The 21,033-nt window shown below is 64.1% G+C and carries 19 protein-coding genes; 13 read left to right on the top strand and 6 right to left on the bottom strand.

Annotation, left to right across the window (positions count from 1 at the left end; genetic code table 11):
* Positions 1 to 280: 280 nt before the first annotated feature.
* Positions 281 to 2,440 (bottom strand): TonB-dependent receptor, encoded by a 2,160-nt coding sequence (locus BGN91_RS00750; protein ID WP_292610055.1) that lies wholly within the window; start codon positions 2,438 to 2,440, stop codon positions 281 to 283.
* Positions 2,441 to 2,489: 49 nt separating this feature from the next.
* Positions 2,490 to 2,927, bottom strand: a complete 438-nt coding sequence (locus tag BGN91_RS00745) for a DUF2946 family protein (protein ID WP_292610054.1) — start codon at positions 2,925 to 2,927, stop codon at positions 2,490 to 2,492.
* A 171-nt stretch (positions 2,928 to 3,098) separates the two neighbouring features.
* Here BGN91_RS00745 and BGN91_RS00740 point away from each other — a divergent pair, with 171 nt between their 5' ends.
* Positions 3,099 to 5,018: a caspase family protein gene (locus BGN91_RS00740; RefSeq protein WP_292610053.1), complete on the top strand. Its 1,920-nt coding sequence runs from the start codon at positions 3,099 to 3,101 to the stop codon at positions 5,016 to 5,018.
* A gap of 112 nt (positions 5,019 to 5,130) precedes the next feature.
* Here BGN91_RS00740 and BGN91_RS00735 read toward each other — a convergent pair whose 3' ends face one another.
* Complete coding sequence (locus BGN91_RS00735; protein ID WP_292610052.1) at positions 5,131 to 5,823, bottom strand: DUF1345 domain-containing protein; 693 nt, start codon at positions 5,821 to 5,823, stop codon at positions 5,131 to 5,133.
* Between the two features lie 9 nt (positions 5,824 to 5,832).
* Entirely contained in the window at positions 5,833 to 6,759 is a 927-nt protein-coding gene (locus BGN91_RS00730; protein ID WP_292610051.1) for a polyprenyl synthetase family protein, read from the bottom strand.
* Positions 6,760 to 7,035: 276 nt separating this feature from the next.
* On the opposite strand from BGN91_RS00730, the gene mtgA reads away from it, so the two are divergent.
* From mtgA to BGN91_RS00715, 3 genes are all read left to right on the top strand, one after another.
* A complete protein-coding gene (mtgA, locus tag BGN91_RS00725; RefSeq protein WP_292610050.1) occupies positions 7,036 to 7,743 on the top strand; it encodes a monofunctional biosynthetic peptidoglycan transglycosylase in 708 nt (235 codons plus the stop codon).
* A 146-nt stretch (positions 7,744 to 7,889) separates the two neighbouring features.
* Entirely contained in the window at positions 7,890 to 8,075 is a 186-nt protein-coding gene (gene rpmF / locus BGN91_RS00720; RefSeq protein ID WP_292610049.1) for a 50S ribosomal protein L32, read from the top strand.
* Positions 8,076 to 8,211: 136 nt separating this feature from the next.
* The gene (locus tag BGN91_RS00715; RefSeq protein ID WP_292610048.1) at positions 8,212 to 8,877 is read left to right on the top strand and encodes a hypothetical protein; all 666 of its coding nucleotides are present in this window, start codon (positions 8,212 to 8,214) and stop codon (positions 8,875 to 8,877) included.
* A gap of 118 nt (positions 8,878 to 8,995) precedes the next feature.
* Here BGN91_RS00715 and BGN91_RS00710 read toward each other — a convergent pair whose 3' ends face one another.
* On the bottom strand, positions 8,996 to 9,304 hold the full coding sequence (locus BGN91_RS00710) for a hypothetical protein (RefSeq protein WP_292610047.1): 309 nt from the start codon (positions 9,302 to 9,304) through the stop codon (positions 8,996 to 8,998).
* 275 nt (positions 9,305 to 9,579) lie between these two features.
* Here BGN91_RS00710 and BGN91_RS00705 point away from each other — a divergent pair, with 275 nt between their 5' ends.
* Positions 9,580 to 11,277: a bifunctional diguanylate cyclase/phosphodiesterase gene (locus BGN91_RS00705; RefSeq protein WP_292610057.1), complete on the top strand. Its 1,698-nt coding sequence runs from the start codon at positions 9,580 to 9,582 to the stop codon at positions 11,275 to 11,277.
* A 41-nt stretch (positions 11,278 to 11,318) separates the two neighbouring features.
* Here BGN91_RS00705 and BGN91_RS00700 read toward each other — a convergent pair whose 3' ends face one another.
* On the bottom strand, positions 11,319 to 12,377 hold the full coding sequence (locus BGN91_RS00700; protein ID WP_292610046.1) for a polysaccharide deacetylase family protein: 1,059 nt from the start codon (positions 12,375 to 12,377) through the stop codon (positions 11,319 to 11,321).
* Between the two features lie 274 nt (positions 12,378 to 12,651).
* On the opposite strand from BGN91_RS00700, the gene BGN91_RS00695 reads away from it, so the two are divergent.
* The 8 genes from BGN91_RS00695 (at position 12,652) to pstB (ending at position 21,013) form a co-directional block, all read left to right on the top strand.
* The gene (locus tag BGN91_RS00695; protein ID WP_292610045.1) at positions 12,652 to 14,043 is read left to right on the top strand and encodes an OmpA family protein; all 1,392 of its coding nucleotides are present in this window, start codon (positions 12,652 to 12,654) and stop codon (positions 14,041 to 14,043) included.
* A 4-nt stretch (positions 14,044 to 14,047) separates the two neighbouring features.
* Positions 14,048 to 14,362, top strand: coding sequence for a hypothetical protein (locus BGN91_RS00690; protein ID WP_292610044.1), 315 nt, complete (start codon positions 14,048 to 14,050; stop codon positions 14,360 to 14,362).
* A gap of 252 nt (positions 14,363 to 14,614) precedes the next feature.
* A complete protein-coding gene (locus BGN91_RS00685) occupies positions 14,615 to 15,670 on the top strand; it encodes a UPF0104 family protein (RefSeq protein ID WP_292610043.1) in 1,056 nt (351 codons plus the stop codon).
* Positions 15,671 to 15,707: 37 nt separating this feature from the next.
* On the top strand, positions 15,708 to 16,994 hold the full coding sequence (locus BGN91_RS00680; RefSeq protein ID WP_292610042.1) for an ATP-binding protein: 1,287 nt from the start codon (positions 15,708 to 15,710) through the stop codon (positions 16,992 to 16,994).
* A 132-nt stretch (positions 16,995 to 17,126) separates the two neighbouring features.
* Positions 17,127 to 18,152 carry a phosphate ABC transporter substrate-binding protein PstS gene (gene pstS, locus BGN91_RS00675; protein ID WP_292610041.1) on the top strand — a complete coding sequence of 342 codons (1,026 nt, stop codon included), beginning with the start codon at positions 17,127 to 17,129 and terminating at the stop codon, positions 18,150 to 18,152.
* Between the two features lie 86 nt (positions 18,153 to 18,238).
* Positions 18,239 to 19,270: a phosphate ABC transporter permease subunit PstC gene (gene pstC / locus BGN91_RS00670; protein WP_292610056.1), complete on the top strand. Its 1,032-nt coding sequence runs from the start codon at positions 18,239 to 18,241 to the stop codon at positions 19,268 to 19,270.
* A 76-nt stretch (positions 19,271 to 19,346) separates the two neighbouring features.
* A complete protein-coding gene (gene pstA / locus BGN91_RS00665) occupies positions 19,347 to 20,192 on the top strand; it encodes a phosphate ABC transporter permease PstA (protein ID WP_292610040.1) in 846 nt (281 codons plus the stop codon).
* The gene (pstB, locus tag BGN91_RS00660; protein WP_292610039.1) at positions 20,189 to 21,013 is read left to right on the top strand and encodes a phosphate ABC transporter ATP-binding protein PstB; all 825 of its coding nucleotides are present in this window, start codon (positions 20,189 to 20,191) and stop codon (positions 21,011 to 21,013) included. Before pstA ends, pstB begins: the two co-directional genes overlap by 4 nt.
* Positions 21,014 to 21,033: the final 20 nt, after the last annotated feature.

Here is a 21,033-nt window from a genome sequence, read left to right as displayed (position 1 = left end):
GACCACCAGAAACACGATGGCGGGCGCGGTCACAAGCCGCCGGGCCAATGCCGCCGATGCGGCAAGAATGGTGAGAACGAGCAGGGATGTCAGAAAGGTTTCGGTCATGACCAATGGAATTCCCTGTCCTCCGCTTCGTATTGGGCAGAGCTTGGTCGCGACCGCAAGAATATTCTGACGGCTGAGCGGCCGCCGATCCGCCGAAGGCGGCGCGGCGGGTCGATGGGGTGTCGCAGCAAGGAACAGCTGACCGGCACATGTGGCCGGTCAGCCGGTGCCGTCACATCCGGTAGCGCAAACCGCCATAGATGGCGCGGCCGTAGCCCGGATTGAACAAAGCGGAGGCGGCGGTCGCGATATCCGCGGTCATCGTGCTCGAGATGTAGCGGGTGTCGAGCAGGTTGCGCGCTTCGACATAGCCGGACCAGCCGGGGCCCGCGTCGTAGCCGATCCTGAAGTTCAGCAGCGCGTAAGGGTCGATCGTCAGGCTGTTGGCGTTGTCCGCGAAGTAGGCCCGCGCCATCCACTCGACGTTCGGACCGGCATAGAAGCCGCCCGGATGCTTGTAGAGCACCTCGGCGCGGAGGATGTGCGGCGACACGCCAGGGAGACGATTGTTGCCCCAGCGCGCGTCGCCGTTGAAGAAGAAGTCGTTGTAGGTGTAGGCGAGGTTGAACCAGAAGCGGTCCTCCTGAACGAAGGCCGATTTGAGGAATGCGACGCCGAGCCCGGCCTCGACGCCCTGATGCACGGTCCTGTCCGCGTTCACCACGGTGCAGAGACTGTAGGGCGACGTTCTCAGGCATTGCAGTTCGTTCCTGATCTCGGCGCGATAGAGCGCGAGATCCCATGTGATGTCCGGGCGCCGGCCGCGGGTGCCGATCTCGTAGGTCGTCGCGGTCTGGGCATCGACATTCGAGGTCACGGGGGAGGTGAACTTGTTGGCGTCAAAGGTTGGCACTTCGGCGCTGCGCGAGATATTGCCGAACACCTGCCACGTCGGGTCGACGTCCCAGAGCACGCCGATTTTGGGGCTGAAGATGTCCCAGGTGCGGCGGCCCGACTGGTCGCCATCCGACAGGAAGCGATCCTGCTGATCGCGGACCGCATGCATGAATTGGCCACCGGCGATCAGGGCGACGCTCGGCGCGACGAAGAAGCTGTTCTCCGCATACACCGAATGGTTCTGTGACTTTTGCAGCGCGTTCACCAGCAGCGCGCCTTTCACGGCATTACCGGGGTTGTCGTACTCCTGGTAATCCATCGTGCCCGCGAAAAGGTTCACGCCCGTGACGAGGCGGTTGCGGAAGCCTCCGATCGGCCGGTCGTCGGTCGCCCGGACAAAACCGCCGTAATCGGCGACGGTGTAGTCGAGATATCGATAGATCGGATGGTCGACGTGGCGCTGGTGCGTGAAGATACCGAGGTCCACCGTGGTGGGACCGAAACGCAATGTCGTCTTGTTGGCGAGACGCGCCGAGTCGATATTGCGTTGCTGGTCTTGCCTCACGAACTCGGGATCGGCGCTCCGCGGGGCGTTCAGTGCGTCCGCCTTGGTCAACTCACCCGGCAGGCGCTGGCGCCATGTGTTTGCGTTGATGTAGAACCGCGTTTCGGCGTCCGGCGAAAACCGGTAGCCGAAGTTTCCGCTCCCGCGTTCCATATTGCCGCTGCTGTGATCGCGGAATCCGTCCTCGCGTTGCGCCGATCCGTTGACGAACCAGTCGTATGGTCCGCTGGCGCCGCCGGTGCTGAACTGCGATTTTACATAGCCGAAGCTGCCGGCGTCGAACCGCGCATCGAAGGCGCTCGCGTCCCGGCCGGTCGGCGTAACGAAATTGATCGCGCCGCCGAGCGAGTTGGCGCCGAACCGCAGCGCGTTGGCTCCCTTGAAGACCTCGACATAGCGATAGGCGGCGGGATCGATCTCGAACAGGTCGAACAGGCCGTCGGAGGTGTTGATCGGAATGCCGTCCATGTAGACGTTGATCCCGCGATTGCCGTAGTTGCGCGTCAGACCGGAACCGCGGATCGAAACCCGGTTGTCGATGTTCGACTTCGGCTGCGTGACGACGCCGGGCACCCAGCCGAGGACGTCCCTGATCGTGTTCGCAGGCCCGTCCTTGAATTGGGTATCGGGCACGACCGCGACGGCCCCCGGCGTGCGCTCTATGGCGGCGGTCGCCTGGGCGGTGGTCGGCACCGTCAGGCTGCCCCCCGCCGAGGGAGCGGATGGAACGGGCGGCCGTGAAGCCACGTGCCGCGTCGCGCGCGTCCCGGCGGCCGGGTGTGTCGCGCGGGCCGTCGCCGGTATCCGCTTTGCCGTTTTAGGCGCGGTTTGGACGACGATGGGCGGCAGTTGCGACTGGGCGAAAGCGGTTTCGGATCCAACAAGCGTAATTGCGCTCGCGGCGCATAGCGCGCGCGTAAGGCGTGACATAATAAGTCCTCCAGATGATGACGTAAGCAGAACGACGAAGGGTCGTGAGCTACGCGATCCGGGGAGGACCCTGAGGGAGGTGGGCGGAGCGTTGTTTGCTGACGACGACGCGCGCCGGTCGTGCCTGGACGGCAACGACCGTTTTGCTCAGGCGGACGAGAGCGATCGTGACGGGAGACGGCGCCAGGCCGCCTAGCGAGGCAAACGAACAGATGATGCACGGGTGATGGGCGGCGTGCGTAGTGCCGGCCGGGTGATCGCCTGTTCCCTCGGGAATGGTATGGCAGATCGCGAACGCGTCAGTGGGGGCGGTAGCCGCCATCTGCGTTGCGACGGCGGTGGCGAGAAACGCCTGAAAAGCGAACACGAAGGCCGTAAAGACCCCGATCCACCCTTGTAATTTGCGCCCTTGCCGCATCCTGCCCGCTGCCAGCCCTTGGCTGCCTATAGCAACCTTGCCGCGCCGCGTAAACGTGGCGTCGCGCAAGACATGGTTCGGCCTGCGCCGCTTGAACGTTTTGCGGGTTGCCAGCGTCCTATTCCGGGAGGACGTGGAGAATGTCCCATTCTGCCGATTGTGACCCGGCTCACAAAGTCGGAGCTTGATTTCGGGTAAGGCGGCGAGTGTGGTATCAATGAACGATCAGGATCTGCCGCCATGACCTTGCGACGATATCTCGGCTTGTTCGGATTTTTGTTTGTCGTGGTTTCGGTGCTGGTCTCTCAGCCTGCCTCGGCTGGGACCCGTGTGGCGCTGGTGATCGGCAACTCGGAATACCGCAACGTTCCGCGACTCGCCAATCCCGACAACGACGCGGCTGCTTTCGCCCGGACCATGAAGCAGGCCGGTTTCGACGTGGTCGAGGCTCGCCACGATCTGACCGGGGCCGACATGCGGCGGGCGCTGCGCGACTTCGGCGACAAGGCGCGCAACGCCGATATGGCCGTGATCTACTATGCCGGTCACGGCATCGAGGTGGAGGGCACGAATTATCTGATTCCTGTCGATGCGGCGCTTCAGCGCGACACCGATGTCTATGACGAGGCGGTGTCGCTCGATCGCGTGCTGGTCGCGGTGGAATCCGCCAGGCAGTTGCGGCTGGTGATTCTCGACGCCTGCCGCGACAATCCGTTCAACAAGACCATGAAAAAGGTCAGCATGCGCTCGGTCGGCCGCGGCCTCGCCAAGGTGGAGCCGACGTCGCCGAATACGCTGATCGCCTATGCGGCCAAGGCCGGCTCGACTGCCGCCGACGGCGACAACAAGAACAGCCCGTTCACCGATGCGCTGGTGCGGCATATCGCGACCCCAGGTCTCGACGTGCGCAAGGCGTTCGGCTTCGTGCGCGACGACGTGCTCAAGGTCACCAACAATCGGCAGGAGCCCTACGTCTACGGTTCGCTCGGTGGCGAGGACGTCCCGCTGGTGCCGGTCAAGGCTGCGCCTTCCGCATCGGGCGCTCCCGTTGCGGACGCGCGCGCCGACGTTCGCCGCGATTACGAATTGTCGCTACAGCTAGGGACGCGTGCCGCATGGGATACGTTCCTGAAGAGCTATCCGACCGGCTTCTATGCCGATCTCGCCAAAGGCCAGATCGACAAGATCCGTGCCGAAGATGCGCGTCTTGCCGCGACCGCGAAGGCGCGCGAGACCGCGGACGAAAAAGTGCGCCTGGCGGCCGAAGGCGCGAAACAGGGCGAAATTGCCAAGGCCGCCGCCGCCGCCAAGAGTGCGGAAGACGCCAGGATTGCCGCCGAACAGGCGAAGCGGGTCAAGCAGGCGAAAGTCGATGCGGCGGAGCAGTCGCGCGAGGCGGCGGAGCGCGCCGCCGATACGCAGGCTTCCAAAGCGGCAGCGGCAACCTCGAACACGCAGGCCCGCGGCCCGAGCCAGGCCGGCGCACCTGCATCGTCCTCTGCGCCGTCGGCTTCGCAGGCGCCGGCGCAGCAGACCGCCTCGCTGTCCCCGGCCGCCGAGCCTGTCGCGCAACCGGCCTTGTCGGCCGTTGAGATCAACAAATCGGTGCAGATCGAATTGCGGCGCGTCGGCTGCTTCAACGGATCGGCCGACGGTGAGTGGGGCAAGGCATCCCGGCTGTCGCTGGAAAATTTCAATCGCCATGCAGATGCGAAGCTGGACGTGAAGGTCGCCAGCCTCGATACGCTCGGTGTCATCAAGAGCAAGACGGCGCGCGTCTGCCCGCTGATCTGCCGTCATGGCTACAAGGCCGATGGCGATGCCTGTGCGAAGATCACCTGTGGCGAGGGCAAGGTGCTCAACGACGACAACGAATGCGTTGCGCGGAAGGAACGCAAGGCGCCTTCCGCATCGCGCGAGCGCGATAATCGTCGTCCCCGCCGCGCCGGCCGCAGCCGCTTCAACGACGAACTGGATGCGCCGCAAGCCGCCGCGCGCAGGCTGCCGAGCCGCGCGAGCGCGAAACCGGAGCAAGGCGGCGTTGTCTGCGACGATCATACCTGCCATCCGATCAAGCGCGGCTGCCGGATCGAGTTCCGTACCACCGCGCAAGGCGGTGGCATTCTCGGCGGTGGCAGCAATGTCGAAATTTGCCACTAGAGCCTTTTCCGCTTCTGACGGAATCAGAAGCGGGGCCCTATGATTTTGGTTCGACGCGTTTTCTTCACGCGAACCGGTTTCCACTTCGCTTGAAAACGCTCTAAGCCAGTAGTCAGATCGCGCTGGCTGCGATGTTGACCATCAGCGCCAGCAGCGCCGTGTTGTAGACGAACGAGATCACGCCATGCGCCGCGGCGGTGCGGCGGATGATCTTGTCGGTGATGCCGACATCGGATACCTGCGCGGTCATGCCGATCACGAACGAGAAATAGACGAAGTCCCAATAGTCCGGGTCTTCGCGCGCACCGTCCTTGCCACTGGGAAATGCGAGGCCGCCGGGCTCAGTCCCGCGATAGTATTCGTGCGCGTAATGCAGTGCGAAGGTGGTGTGTACCGCCGCCCATGACAGCGCGATGGTGAGCGTTGCCAGTCCGAGTTCGAGTGCGCCACGGTGCGGTGCGCCCAACTCGAACACGATCGCGGCGATGCTGGCGAAGGCGCCGATCGCGGTCACCAGCAGGATCACGAAGCGGCCGTCGTCCTGAAGCCGGGCGTTGCGTCGGATGTGGGCGAGACCGCCGCTGAACACCATGGTGAAGACCAGGATGAGATAGAGCGCGGCGAAAACGTCCCAGCCGATCAGCAGTCGCGTTACCAGCCGCAGCGAGTGCGGCAGCAGCAGGCATGCGACGATGCCCACGGCGAACGCAATAAAGGTGCGCCGACGGGCATAGACCACGCGCGCCGGCCTCGGCATCTTCTGAAAGCGAAGCAAGAATTCGTCGTCGGCATCCTTGCCTGCCATCGCTGCCCTTCAATTCTTGCGGTCGGCGACGAAATGCGCGGCGGCGCGCAGCACGTCGCCGCGCGCGCCGAAGGCCGACAACGCCTCGTCAGCCTTCGCCAGAAGGTCGCGGACGCGCTGCTTGGCGCCGTCGATGCCAAGCTGGGTGACGAAGGTCGTTTTGCCGAGCGCGGCGTCGGCTCCCGCGGGTTTGCCGAGCGCGGCGGCATCGCCTTCGACGTCGAGAAGGTCGTCGGCGATCTGGAACGCCTCGCCGAGCGCGCGGCCGTAGGTATCGAGCGCCTGATAATCCTTCTGCGAGGCCTGGCCGAGCAACGCGCCGGCGATGCAGCCGTAGCGGAGCAGGGCGCCGGTTTTCATCTGCTGCAAACGGGCGACATCCACCGGCTCGCGATCGCCGAAGCGCCCCTCACCGGCGAGGTCGAGTATTTGTCCGCCGACCATGCCGCCGATGCCGGCGGCGCGCGCCAGCGCGCGCGTCAGCAACAGGCGGACCGTCGGATCCTTGTGGACCTCGTCGCGGGTGATGATGTCGAAGGCGAGCGTCAGCAGTCCGTCCCCGGCGAGGATCGCCGTGGCGTCGTCCGTCGTCTTGTGCAGGGTGGGACGGCCGCGGCGAAGGTCGCTGTTGTCCATCGCCGGCAGGTCGTCATGGATCAGCGAATAGCAATGGATGCATTCGAGTGCCGCGCCGGCCAGCAGCGCGGCGTCACGCGGAACGTCGAACACCGCCGAGCTTTCGACCACCAGGAACGGCCGCAGCCGCTTGCCGCCGCCGAGCGAGGAATAGCGCATGGCGTCCATCAGACGCTTCGGGCGCGCGATCTCGTCCGGCAACACCGTGTCGCACAGCAATTTGCCCAGCAGGGCCTCGGTCTCGTCGGCCGTCCTGTCGAGGCGTTTCGCGAAATCGGTGGATGAAAGTCCTGACGTCATCAAAAAGGGGCTCCAATAATAGCTTTGAGGGAATGACGACAGGAGCGCCTCGACGGCCCGTCCGGTCGATTTTGGCGACAATCGTTCATGGTACCGGCTTCGTCAATTCCGTCCGATCCGGCAATATGCCGGTTCGGCTGTGATATGATCCGGCAAGAAGGAGTTCTCGATGCCAGCTTTCGCCGGCTTCAATGCCGTCAAAAGCGATCTGCTGAATGGTTGGGGCGGACCCGGTGAACCCGTCCAGCGGTCCATCCTCGCAGGCGACGCGGCCTGATGCGGCGGGCGATCCGTGTCGCGCTGCTGGCCACCGTCGGCCTGCTGCTTTTGCCCTATGTGCTGACGCCGCTGTACCGGACCGGCCATCCGGTCTCGACGCTGATGATATGGCGCAAGCTGTCCGGCGCGCCGATGTCGCGGCAGTGGATCGATTTCGCGGCGATGTCGCCGGCGCTGCCGCGCTCCGTGATCGCGTCGGAGGATGCCAAGTTCTGCAGCCATCACGGCATCGACTGGGACTCGCTGCGAGAGGTTATCGACGATGCCGAGGACGGCGAGGTGAGGCGCGGCGGCTCGACCATCACGCAACAGGTCGCGAAAAACCTGTTTCTGTGGCCGGGGCGCAGTTTTATTCGCAAGGCGCTGGAATTTCCGCTGGCGATGTGGATCGACGCCGTGGTGCCCAAGCAGCGGATCCTCGAAATCTATCTGAACATCGCCGAGTGGGGGCCGGGCGGCCAGTTCGGAGCCGAGGCCGGTTCCCGCTATGCGTTCGGGCGCTCCGCTGCCAGCCTGACGGCGCGGGAAGCCGCGCTCATGGCTGCGATTCTGCCCAATCCGGTCAGGCGCAGCGCCCGAAAGCCCGGACCGGGGGTGCGCCGGCTGGCTGGAACCTATATGGTCCGGGCGAAGGCCGCCGAACTGCGCATTTGCTGGCGCGACAATCGTGGCTCCCAGGCTGCTCCCGGCTATTTTGACCGATAGCAGCCCTAGCTTTGGGGCGTTCCTTCCATTATAAGCGCGGCCTTAATCAGCATTTCAGTTGGCGGCGTTCAGGAGCCGGGCGCACCTGACTATGGGCGTTACTCCCGGGAACTCCGACAACAACATCATCCTGCAAGGACACCGACATGGCCGTTCCAAGAAGAAAAACATCGCCCTCGCGGCGTGGCATGCGCCGTTCGGCGGACGCAATCAAAAAGCCGACCTATGTCGAGGACAAGGATTCCGGCGAACTGCGACGCCCTCACCATCTCGACCTGAAGACCGGCATGTACAAGGGCCGTCAGGTCTTGAAGGCGAAGACCGACTCCTGATCCGGCCTCGTTTCAGGCTTCCGGGAAAACAGGCCGGGGCATAATCCGGCATAAATAACCCGGATAAGGAGCGAGAAGGGGCAGGGTGGATTCGGCGCGAATTCGACCCTCCCGCTTGAATGAAGGAGGCTTGCCGATGTCCATGATCGGTTTTCCACTGCTCCTTATTCCTCTCGCGATCTGCAATATCATCGTCTTCCTGATGCCGGGCGTCCTGTTGACGGAGCCCGTTTTCACGTTGGCGCTGGTATCTGGCGTGGCATTGCCGGTGACGCTCGGCGACGTGCTGCTTGCGCTCGGCATCGTCCTCCTGCTGCTCGAGATCATCAAAAGCTCCCGTGCCGGCGGCAAATACCTCACCGACCACATGCTGGCGCTGATGGTGTTCGGCGGCGCCGCGGTGGAATTCGTGATGCTGCCGCAGTTCGGTACATCGACCTATTTCATGCTGACGCTGCTGGCGCTGGTCGATTTCCTGTCCGGTATCGCCTTGCGGGCGCGGCGGCCGGCCCGCGCGAAGGCCGCACCCTCGCCACCGGCGACCGAGGTCCCGGCGTCCGAGCCGCGTTTCGACCCGCCCGCTTCCACGCCGGTATCTGTTTCGCCGCTGGCGTCCGGCGGTCCGACGGTTGCATCCATCGCCGAACCGGTTGCGAACAGCACGCCGGAGACGGTGGTCGTTCACCTGGAAACCGCCGCAGACGGGCAGCCTCCTGATATTCCGGCGGCCGACGTCAAGCCGGGCATCGGGACGCCGACATTGTCCGGTGAGCCCGCTAAATCCAAGCCAAACCTGCCCTGAAGGATCGGACCACGAGAGGGCGGGGATAAAGTGCTCAGCGGCTTTCCGATCGCATCCCTTTACTGGAATGGATCATGTTCACGATTTTGGATCGATGCGATCTACAACCAGCGTGAACTCAAATGACGCGCAGCAGCCGCGGAGCCGCCTGCGCATTGGCCTGGTTCTGTTTGTTCGTTGAATGATAGGCGGCACGCGCGACCTGCGGCTCGGCTCGGCGCAACGTCCGCGTTTGCGGGCTGTGCTGTGCCATGGCGATCAGTTGCGTGACGAAGGACGCGTCGTGGCGCGCCAGGGATCGCGAAACCGGCGGACGCTCAAGCGGCGTGACGACGGATACCGCCGCAGTGCCGCCGGGCCTCGTCGCGATATTGTCGTCCCGCGCATGTGCGGTTGCAGCCGTCCGACCGGTTTGCGTGATCATCATCTGTTAACCTCGTTCCCGGCGGATGTGCTGTTTCGGGACAGGCATTCGCCGTTGCGATCAGCCTCGCAAGGGCCGTGCCGGGCGGCATCGAGGACGGGCGCGGCCCGGTTCCCTCGGTAAATGACCGGCTTTTTCGGGCGTTTATGAGCTTTGCCTGGCGGCAGGGAGGTCCTATGCTTTGGGGGAATCACCTGTCTGCGTCCCAAAACGAGGCAAACGTGACATCCGCGACCTCTCCCGCAGCCAAGTCTCCGTCCGGCGCAAGCACGCCGCAGATTGCTGACGGGCCACAGGGCTGGCCTGAGGTTTCATCCATTCTCGCCGCGCTCGGTCGGGCTGCCTTCGTCTGGGACGTGGCCAGCGATGTCATGACCTGGACCGAGGGGGCGGCATCGATCTTCAGGGATATCGAGCCTGCTTCGCTCGCAACCGGCGCCGGTCTGGCCCGGCTGATCGAGCCGTCCGGGTCGATCCGGGCCGACATCCTGTTGGGTACGGCGCCTGACCGGCGTCCGGGAGAGGGCGTGGCCTACCGCATCGAATACGGCGTGCGCGCCAGCGCCTCGGCTCCGATGCTCTGGATCGAGGAATCCGGCTGCTGGTTCGCCGGTGCGGACGGCAAGGCGGTGCGTGTCGAAGGTATCGTGCGGCTCGAGAATGAGCGGCGCGCCCGCGACGAGCAGCTTGTCAGGCTGTCACGAAACGATGCCCTGACCGGCGAACTCAATCGCACGCATCTGACGGCCGCGCTCGCGGCCGCGCTCGAGGAAGCGGCGCGCTACCGGTCGTCATTCGCGTTCCTGCTGTTCGGCATCGACCATCTTGCGCGCATCAACGACGCCTTCGGCTTCGATGTCGCCGACGAGGTGATCGGCGAGGTCGCCCGGCGTATTCGCGCGCGCATGCGCGGCGGCGACGTGCTCGGCCGCTTTTCCGGGAACAAGTTCGGGCTGATCCTGATGAACTGCACGAGCGACGACATGCATGTCGCCGCGGAGCGGCTTCTGGCCGGCATTCGCGACGAGATCGTGCCGACCACGTCGGGGCCGGTCTCGGTCACCGCCTCGATCGGCGCGGTCCTCGCCCCGCGCTACGCACGCACGGCCGATGAAGCCATTAATCGTGCGCAGGAGGTTCTCGAAGCCGCCAAAAGCCGCCGCAGCGGGTCGTTCGCGGTGTGGCGGCCCGATGTCGCTCGAGACGCGCAGCGGCGGACCAACATCCGGGTCACCGACGAGATCGTCACCGCGTTGAACGAGCGGCGCATTCTTACCGCCTTCGAGCCGGTGGTCGATGCACGTACGCGCGAGCCGGCTTTCTACGAGTGCCTGGTGCGGATGCGCCAGCAGGACGGCCAGTTCCTTCTCGCGCCGGACGTGGTGCCGGTTGCGGAGAAACTCGGCCTGATCCGCCTGGTCGACCATCGCGTGCTCGAGCTTGTGATCGCCGAACTTGCCGAAGCGCCCGGCGTCCGGCTCAGCATCAACATCTCGCCGGAGACCACGATGGATGCCGACTGGTGGGCGGCGATCGAATCGTTGATGGGCGCCCATCCCGGCGTCGCCGAACGCCTGATCGTCGAGATCACCGAAACTGTTGCGATTCAGGATATCGACGGCGTCAGGGAATTCGTCACGCGGCTGAAGAGCTTCGGCAGCCAGATTGCGATCGACGATTTCGGCGCCGGCTACACCTCGTTCCGCAACCTGCGCAGGCTCGGCGTGGATATCGTCAAGGTCGACGGCGCGTTCGTGCAGAATATCGCGGGCTCTCCGGACGATCGGGCGTTCGTGCAGACGCTGATCGATCTGGCGCGGCGTCTTGATATCAAGACGGTGGCCGAATGGGTTCAGGACGAGCAATCTGCCGTCATGCTGCGTGACTGGGGTTGCGACTACATCCAGGGACGGCTGATCGGTCTCGCTTCGCCCGCGCGGCCCTGGAGCGGCTCCGAAGCCATCCCGGCAGCGTAACACGGACGTGCAGCGGTGGCTCGGACATTTGCCGCGGGTTGTTACGTGGCGTCGACGCGGCGGAAACCGTTCCACATGGCGGTGGCGGCGCCCGACGTCAGCACCGGCAGGACACGGGCGGTCTGATAATTTCCGTTGAGGGAAATCCGCGGCAGCGCCGTCGGATGCTCCGCATTTTCGGCGAAGATCATGCCGGGTCGCGTGGTGACGGCTGTTTTGAAGCCGGCCGCGCTGGCGAAAGCGAACTCCCGCGGGCCGGCAGCGCCGCGGTCGCCGTAGGGATAGGCGAGATGGACCACGGGGTGCTGCAAGACCGCTTCGATCCGCGCCCGGCTGGCGGTGATCTCCTGAAGCGCCTGCTGCTCGCTCCGCTTTGCGAGGTTGCAGTGGCTGACGGTATGGGCGCCGATGGTGACCAGCGGATCGGCGGCGAACGGCTTCAGCTCGTCCCAGGACAGACACAACTCCCGGCTGATAGCGGCCTCATCGATGCCATGGCGTGCGCACAATTGGCCGATCGCGTGTGCGATGTCGCGATCGTCCGGAAGCCCGCGCAGCAGATCGTGGAGTTGAATGAACGCAGCCTGCTTGTCTTCGACCGTGCGGGTATCGAGACGGATGGCGGTGTCTCCGATCGTGCTGTCGATCCGGTCGGCGACCGCGATGATGCGTTCGAGCGCGACCCACCAGAGGCGACCGGCTCCGTCCGCGAAGTCGTTCGCGACATAGACGGTGAGCGGCGCATCGTAGTCGCGCATCGCCGGCAGCGCGAAGTCGCGGTTGTCGCGGTAGCCGTCGTCGAAGGTGAAGCACGCGAACCGCCGCGAGAAATCGCGTTCGCTCAAGCGGCGATGCATCTCGTCGGCGGTCACGATATCGATCCCGCGCGACCGGACATGGGCCAGCGTCATGCGCAGAAATTCGGGAGTCACTTCCAGGTGATGATTGGGCTGGAACGGATTGTCTCGGCGCGGCCGCACGTGGTGCAGCATGAAGATCGTTCCGATGCCCGCGAACATTGGTCGCAGCAGATGATGAGCGCCGCTGAAATACAGCGCCTCCAGCCCGGCGCGAATGACGGCGTTGCGGAGCTGCTTCATCGCGTTGACCAGCCGACCCTTATTGTCGATGACGTCTTTAGTCGGAAACGGTTGAAGAAACGGTTATCCGGGCCTCCGGCCCGCGGCGACGAGGCTTGCGCTTTATTTCCGGTTTGACAGCCCGGCAAGGGTTTGTTTTCTCTTCATTTCCAGCACGCCGCCGGCCGAATCGGCATCCGGTCTTGCCCGGTGCGCGCTCGGGATGATGCTGGCCCGGATCCCACGATCCCGGTCCGCCGGCGAGCCGGCAGGTTTGCGCGACACAGGATATCGAATGCGCGGATTTTTCAGGTGGAGCAGCAAATGGTGGCCGGGCGTCATCCCCCTTGTCATCCTTTGGGTGTTGGCCGCCTGGACCACCACGGGCCCGCTGGAAGCCGATCTGAGCGCGCATGCCGACGCCGCGCTCAAGGGCAGCGTTCTCGACAAGACCTCGATCAGCGCGGCCGGCAGGGACATCACGTTCTCCGCCGAGGCGTTTTCGGAGCAGGAACGCAGCAACGCGGTCGCCTCGGTCGAGGCCGTGCCGGGTGTGCGGCTGGTCAACGATCGAACCGCGCTCGTCGCCGAGGCCAAGCCGTTCGTCTGGACCATCGAACGCGGGATCGGAAAGGTGACGCTCAGCGGCAACGCACCGTTGCCGGTGGTCAGGAATAAGCTGCTGGATGCCGCGCGTGCGACGTTTTCCGGCATCGACATCGCCGACCGCATGAATTTGTCGCGCGGCGCACCGCCGCGTTTCGAAACGGCGGCCGCATTGCTGATCGGCGAAATCGGCAAGCTCAAGACCGGCAAGGCCACGATTTCGGATTTAACGGTGAACCTGTCGGGCATGGCGCGCGAACTCGGCGGCCGCGAGGCGATCGCGGCGGCGCTGAAGAACCTGCCGGAGGGATATTCGGTCACCAACGACATTCATGCCCCGCCATATATCTTCGAAGCCAACAAGGATCCGGTCGCCGCGACGCTGACGTTGACCGGCTATGTGCCCGACAATGCCGTGCATGCAGCGATCGTCGCATCGGCCGGCCGCAAGTTCGGCGAGAAGGTCGTCGACAAGCTCAAGGCCAGTCTCGGTGCTCCGGCAGGTTTTGACGCCGTCGTCACGCGGGCGCTGGGCTCGTTGTCGCGGCTGTCGACGGGACGGCTTGTCGTCTCCGACCGGGACGTCGAACTGTCCGGCGACGCGCTGTACGATGCGGCGGCTAGGCAGCTCCGCGCCGATCTGCCCAAGGACCTGCCGCGAGGTTGGCAATCGAAACTGGAAGTGTCGGTCAAACCGGCGGCGGCGCCGGTCGATCCGTCAGTCTGTCAGCAATTGTTCGCCGACCTGCTGGGCAAGCGCACGATCCAGTTCGAAACCGGCCAGGCCACGCTGGATCCGGATTCCATCGGCCTGCTGGACCGGCTTACGGAAACCGCATTGCGCTGTCCGACGGCCACGATCGAGATCGTCGGCTATACCGACAGCGATGGCGATGCCGCCTTCAATCAGACGCTATCCGAGCGGCGCGCGCAGGCCGTCGTGGACTACCTGGTGAAAGCCGGAATGCCTTCCGACCGATTCAAGCCTATCGGCAACGGCAGCACCCAGCCGATCGCCACCAACGACACCGACGAGGGCAAGGCCAAGAATCGCCGCATTGACTTCATTGTGAGGCAGTAAGGACATGGTCTATCTGGCGGAGTTTCACTGGGGCTGGCTCGCCGGATCGTTGCTGCTGGGTTTCGCCATGGGCTGGATCGCCGTGGTCCATCGCGGCCGCCCGGTCTCGAAGCGGGTCGCGCAGGCGCTGTCCATATTTGTCGCAGCGCTCGTCGTCACGGCGGTGACGCATGTGGTTCCCGGTCGGTTCGGTTACTGGCTCGACCTTGGTTTGGTAATGTTTGGAGCCTATCTTGTGGGATGCGCGATAGGTTCGTGGCTGCGCGACAGGGTTGTGTCGCGCCAGGCGGCCTCCGATGAGCTGTCCGGACGCTCTTGATTTGTTGAAACAACACTCTGATTTGTTGAGATAAAAGGCTTTATTAACGCCGGCGGAATTCCATTGGAGCATGATCCCGAAAAGTGGAAACCGGTTTTCGGAAAAGATCGTGCTCAAACAAAAAGGTAGGCGACGGGTCTGATTCAACGCGATTGAAGCAGGCTCTGGGAACCAATATCCGTTAGGACGTTGTCCACGTGAAAAAATGCGGAACGGCGACAGTTTTCGCCAGGACCGCAACTCGAGGTCTCGATGCTTGGATCAATACGCAGAGCGATCTCGGTTCTGCGCCGGAAGCAAATCCTGCACAAGCTCGGTGTTGCGATCAGCGTCACGATCATTGCGGTCGCATTTTACGTGCTGATCCATATCCTCAGGGACATCGATCTCGACGAGGTGATGGAAGCTGTCCGGGGAACCGAGGCGCGCTCGATCGCGCTGTCGGGTCTGTTTGTCGCCGCCGGCTATTTCACGTTGACGTTCTACGACCTGTTCGCGGTTCGAGCGATCGGCGTCGCGCATATTCCTTACCGCACCACGGCGTTCGCGGCCTTTACCAGCTATTCGGTCGGCCACAACGTCGGCGCCAGCGTCTTCACCGGCGGTGCGGTGCGCTATCGCATCTATTCCGCCTGGGGACTGAATGCGGTCGACGTCGCGAAAGTCTGTTTTCTGGCCGGTCTCACGTTCTGGCTCGGCAATGCGGCCGTGCTCGGGCTCGGTATCGCCTATCATCCGGAGGCCGCAACCAGCGTCGATCAACTCCCGGCCTGGTTCAATCGGCTGATCGCGATCGTGATTATTCTCGGTCTGGTCGGGTACATTGTCTGGGTCGGAATCCGGCCGCGCCGGGTCGGCAGCGGATCGTGGACCGTGGTTCTGCCGGGCGGCCCGTTGACGCTGCTGCAGATCCTGATCGGAATCGTCGATCTGGGGTTTTGCGCGCTCGCGATGTATGTGCTGGTTCCCGACCAGCCCAATGTCGGTTTCGTCTTTGTTGCCGTGATTTTCGTGTCCGCGACGCTGCTCGGCTTCGCGAGCCATTCGCCGGGCGGGCTCGGCGTGTTCGATGCCGCCATGCTGGTCGGCCTCTGGCAGATGGACAAGAAGGATCTGCTGGCAGGCATGCTGCTGTTCCGGCTGCTTTACTATGTCGTGCCCTTCGTTATTTCCATCATCCTGCTGACGTTCCGGGAGGTCGTTATCAGCGCGCGCATGAAGCGCGTGGGTGATGCGCGGCCCGGATCGGGTGTCGGGCCGACGGGTAAGGTGTCCTGTCTGGGGGAGCATGGCGACTCCGGCGCCTGACAGCATTCACGCGGCCGCGGAAGGAGCCGCTTCGCGGATGCCTGTGTTCGTTGCGAAGCCCGTGTTCTGGTCGGATCGCTTGCGTCGTTCGGCGCTCGTTCTGCTGGTTGCCGGACTGGTGCTGGCTGCGCTCGCCGTGTTCGGCGGTCTGCAGCCTTCCCGCGCCATCGCCGCGTTTGTCTGCATCGTCGCGGCGGCGCTGGTCCCCTGGCGGGTTCACGATCCCGCCGCATCGCGCGAAACCGAACTCGGCGCCAATCCGGTGGAGACCGCGGCGGCGTATGCCATCATTGCCGGCATGCCCGACCCCAACGTCCTGCTGGACCGGGCCGGCCGCGTCATCCATCTCAATGCCGCGGCGGCGCAGCTCGTGCCGGCGTTGCGCAAGAACGAGCTCGCGCAATTCGCGCTGCGGTCGCCTGAGATCGTCACGGCGCTGCGCGAGGCGATCGCAACGCGGGAAACGCGGCGGGCGACTTATCTCAATCATGTTCCGGTCGATCGCTGGATGGAATTGATCATCACCCCGGTTCCGGTGCCGACCGCGTTCGGCGGTATCGACCATTGCATGCTGTTGACGTTCCATGATCAGACGCCGTTGCGCCGGGTCGAGGAAATGCGCGCCGATTTCGTCGCCAACGCAAGCCACGAATTGCGTACGCCGCTGGCGGCGTTGTCAGGCTTCATCGACACGCTGCAGGGCCCGGCACGCGACGACCCCGGCGCCCGCGACCGTTTCCTCGGCATCATGCATGCGCAGGCGACGCGCATGGCCCGGCTGATCGACGATTTGCTGTCGCTGTCGCGGGTCGAGCTGTCGGCGCATGTGCGGCCCGACACGCTTGTCGATCTCATTCCGATCGTGCGCCAGGTCGTCGACGGGCTCGAGCCCTTGGCAGTGGAGCGTCAGGTCGAAATCGAGGTCGCGTTGCCGAGCACGCCGGTGATGATCGCCGGCGATCGCGAGGAGTTGCTGCGGCTGTTTGAAAACCTGATCGAGAACGCGCTGAAGTACGGCGCGTCGGGCGGCAGGGTCACAGTGTCGTCGATGATGGATGCGGCGCCCGACGGCGTCCCGGAATTCCGGGTGGTGGTGCGCGACTTCGGTCCCGGCATCGCGCCCGAACATTTGCCGCGCCTCACCGAACGTTTCTATCGCGTCGATGTCGGCGACAGTCGCGCCCAAGGTGGCACCGGCCTCGGCCTGTCGCTGGTGAAACATATCCTGAACCGTCATCACGGCCGCCTGCTGATCGAAAGCGTGCCCGGCCAAGGCGCCTCCTTCACGGCGGGTTTCCCGCCGGCGCAGGCGGTGGCCGCCTGAAGTTAAACGATTTGCAAGAGTTTGATCTCTGTCATCTCACTGTCGTCAAACCTTCGTAAAAGCAGCATCGACCGCGCTTAGACGGGCGCCATGAGCGCATTTGCGCTCTGCTCGATACGAGGGAGACCACACATGAATTTCTTCAAGGCCATCGCCGCCGCCGGCCTCATTGCCGCCTCGGCGTCCGCCTTTTCGCTTCCGGCGAGGGCGGCCGACATCACAGGCGCGGGCGCGACTTTCCCGTTTCCGGTCTATTCGAAATGGGCCGATGCCTACAAGAAAGAGACCGGCAACGGCCTGAACTACCAGTCGATCGGGTCGGGTGCCGGCATCAAGCAGATCCTCGCCAAGACCGTGACCTTCGGCGCGACCGATGCGCCGCTGAAAGCCGACAAGCTCGACAAGGACGGCCTGTTGCAGTGGCCGATGGTGATGGGCGCGATCGTCCCCGTCGTGAATGTCGAAGGCGTGAGGCCCGGTGAACTGATCCTATCGGGCGAACTGCTCGGCGACATCTATCTCGGCAAGGTCACCAAGTGGGACGACCCTGCGATCGCAAAGCTCAACCCGAAGCTCAAGCTGCCCTCGGCTGCGATTGCCGTCGTGCATCGCTCGGACGGGTCGGGCACCTCGTTCAACTTCACCAACTATCTGTCCAAGGTGAACGCCGAATGGAAATCCAGGGTCGGCGAGGGCACCGCGGTCGAGTGGCCGGCGGGCGTCGGCGCCAAGGGCAACGAAGGCGTCTCCGGCAATGTCGGCCAGACCCGGAACTCGATCGGCTATGTCGAGTATGCCTACGCCAAGCAGAACAAGCTGGTCTACGCCGCGCTCATCAACAAGGCCGGCAAGACGGTGCAGCCGACCGTCGCCGCTTTCCAGGCCGCGGCCGCCAACGCCGACTGGGCTCATGCGCCCGGCTACTACGTGATCCTGACCGATCAGCCGGGTGAGGCTTCGTGGCCGATCACCGCGGCAACGTTCATCCTGATGCAGAAGGAGCCGGTCGACAAAGCGGCCTCCACTGAGGCCATCAAGTTCTTCAAGTGGTCGTTCGAGAAGGGCGGCAAGATGGCCGAGGAACTGGACTACATCCCGATGCCGGAGTCGGTCGTCAAGCAGATTGAAAAAACCTGGACCTCCGAGATCAGGAGCTGATGTCGGCCGCGGAGGAGCGCCATGGCGCTCCTCCGTTCTTCAAGGGCTCCTGCGAGAAGGTGTTTCTCCGCAGGTTTGCCGGACATATGCGTGACAGGAAACAGGGGATAGGCGTGGCGGAAATCGCCGTTCATGGCAGCGCGATGGAGCAGGCGGGCTCTCACGACCGCACCCGCGCGCTGAACGCCTTCAGGCTCGGCGACAAGGCGTTCTACTGGACCACGCGGATCTGCGCGATCCTGGTCCTGTTGCTGCTCGGCGGCATCATTGTTTCGCTGATCGTCGGGGCATGGCCCGCCATCGTGCAGTTCGGAAGCGCCTTCCTGACGACTCAGCGCTGGGCGCCGTCCGCCGAGCCGCCGGTGCTGGGCGCGCTGAGTCCGCTCTATGGCACGATCCTGACCTCGGTCATCGCCATGGCGATCGCCATCCCCGTCGGCATCGGCATTGCGGTTTTTCTCACTGAATTGTGCCCGCTATGGGCGCGCAGGCCGATCGGCATGGCGATTGAACTGCTCGCCGGGATTCCCTCGATCATCTACGGCATGTGGGGATTTTTCATCCTCGGCCCGTTCCTTGCCAATACGGTGCAGCCATTCTTCATCGACCTGTTTGCGGGCGTGCCGGTCCTCGGCTCGATCTTCGGCGGTCCGCCGTCCTATTTGAGCCTGTTCAACGCTTCGCTGATCCTCGCGATCATGGTGCTGCCTTTCATCACCGCGATCTCGCGCGACGTGTTCGCAACCGTTCCGCCGGTCCTGAAAGAGGCGGCCTACGGCGTCGGCTGCACCACCTGGGAAGTCGTGCGCCACGTCGTGCTGCCGTATACGCGGGTCGGCGTCATCGGCGGCGTCATGCTGGCGCTCGGCCGCGCGCTCGGCGAGACCATGGCGGTGACGTTCATCATCGGCAACTCGTTCCGCATTTCGCCGTCGATCTTCGCTCCGGGCACCACGATCTCCGCGGCGATCGCCAGCGAGTTCGCCGAGAGCGACGGCCTGCATCAGTCGAGCCTGATGCTGCTCGGCCTCTTGTTGTTCGTGCTGACGTTCTTCGTGCTCGCGGCGGCGCGCTTGATGCTGCTGCGGCTGGAGAAGAAGGCGGGGAAACAGGCATGATCCGAAAAAACGAAATGCGGATTTTCCGGACGAACGACTTCGCTTGCTCAGAGATCGCGCCTGTTCGGGTGGAATCATGAATCCGATTTATGCGGCCCGCCGCGGCCGGGACATCGTCGTCCGCGCCTTGTGCTTTGCCGCCGCCGCTTTCGGCGTCACCTGGCTCGCGCTCATCCTGTTCACGCTATTCTACAATGGGCTTGCCGGGATGAGTTGGCAGCTTTTCACTCAGAACACGCCGCCGCCCGGCGCGTCCGAGGGCGGCCTTGTGAACGCCATCGTCGGCTCCGTCATCATGACCGTGATCGGGGTTGGCGTCGGCGCGCCGATCGGCCTGTTCGCGGGCACCTATCTTGCCGAATACGGCAGGCACGACCGTCTCTCGCCGGTGATCCGCTTTATCAACGACATCCTTCTCAGCGCGCCTTCGATCATCATCGGACTGTTCATCTATGGCGCGGTCGTGGTGCCGATGCGAGGTTTCTCGGCGCTCGCGGGCTCGCTCGCGCTCGCGGTGATCGTCATTCCGGTCGTGGTGCGCACGACGGAGGATATGCTGATGCTGGTGCCGAACTCGCTGCGCGAGGCGGCATCCGCGCTCGGGCTGCCGCGCTCGCTCGTCATCAAGCGCATCGCCTATCGCGCCGCGCGGGCGGGATTGATCACCGGCGTGCTGCTCGCGACCGCGCGCGTGGCCGGCGAGACCGCGCCTCTGCTGTTCACCGCACTGAGCAATCAGTTCTTCAGCGTAGACCTGACGAACACGATCGCGAATCTTCCCGTCACCATCAACAACTTCGTGCAGAGCCCCTACGTCTACTGGAAACAGTTGGCATGGAGCGGCGCGCTGCTGATCACGCTGGCCGTGCTGGCGCTGAACATCGGCGCGAGGTTGATCGGCTCTGAGAGGACCGCAAAATGACCGACGTTTCCGCTGCCGCCGCCGCCGCGCGCTCGGCTGTTCCGCCGCCGGTGCCCGACACTGATCGTCCCGCCAAGATCGTCACGCGTAACCTCAATTTCTATTACGGCCAGCATCATGCGCTGAAGGACATCAACCTGTCGATTGCCGCTAACCGCGTGACCGCCTTCATCGGTCCCTCGGGTTGCGGCAAATCGACTCTGCTTCGCATCTTCAACCGCATGTACGACCTCTATCCGGGCCAGCGCGTCGAAGGGCAGGTGCTGCTGGATGACACTAACATTCTCGACCCCAGGCTCGATCTCAACCTTCTGCGCGCGCGGGTCGGCATGGTGTTCCAGAAGCCGACGCCGTTCCCGATGACGATCTACGAGAACATCGCGTTCGGCATCCGCCTGTATGAGAAGCTTTCGAAATCGGAAATGGACGGCCGGGTGGAAAAGGCCTTGCGCGGCGGCGCGCTGTGGAACGAGGTCAAGGACAAGCTCAATGCCAGCGGGCTCAGCCTCTCCGGCGGTCAGCAGCAGCGCCTGTGCATCGCAAGGACAGTTGCGGTGCGGCCGGAGGTGATCCTGTTCGACGAGCCGTGCTCGGCGCTCGATCCGATCTCCACCGCCAGGGTCGAGGAACTGATCGACGAACTCAAGGATCAGTACACCATCGCGATCGTCACCCATAACATGCAGCAGGCGGCGCGCGTCTCGGATTCCACCGCGTTCATGTATCTCGGCGAGATGGTCGAGTTCGGCCCCACCAACAAGCTCTTCACTTCGCCCGCCGACCGCCGCACCCAGGATTACATTACAGGCCGCTTCGGCTGACGTTACGCGCGCACGCGCGG

It is taken from the genome of Nitrobacter sp. 62-13 (genome assembly GCF_001896955.1).
Lineage (GTDB): Bacteria > Pseudomonadota > Alphaproteobacteria > Rhizobiales > Xanthobacteraceae > Nitrobacter.
Note: the sequence above shows the minus strand (reverse complement) of the source record. Positions and strands in the feature narration are given on the sequence as shown.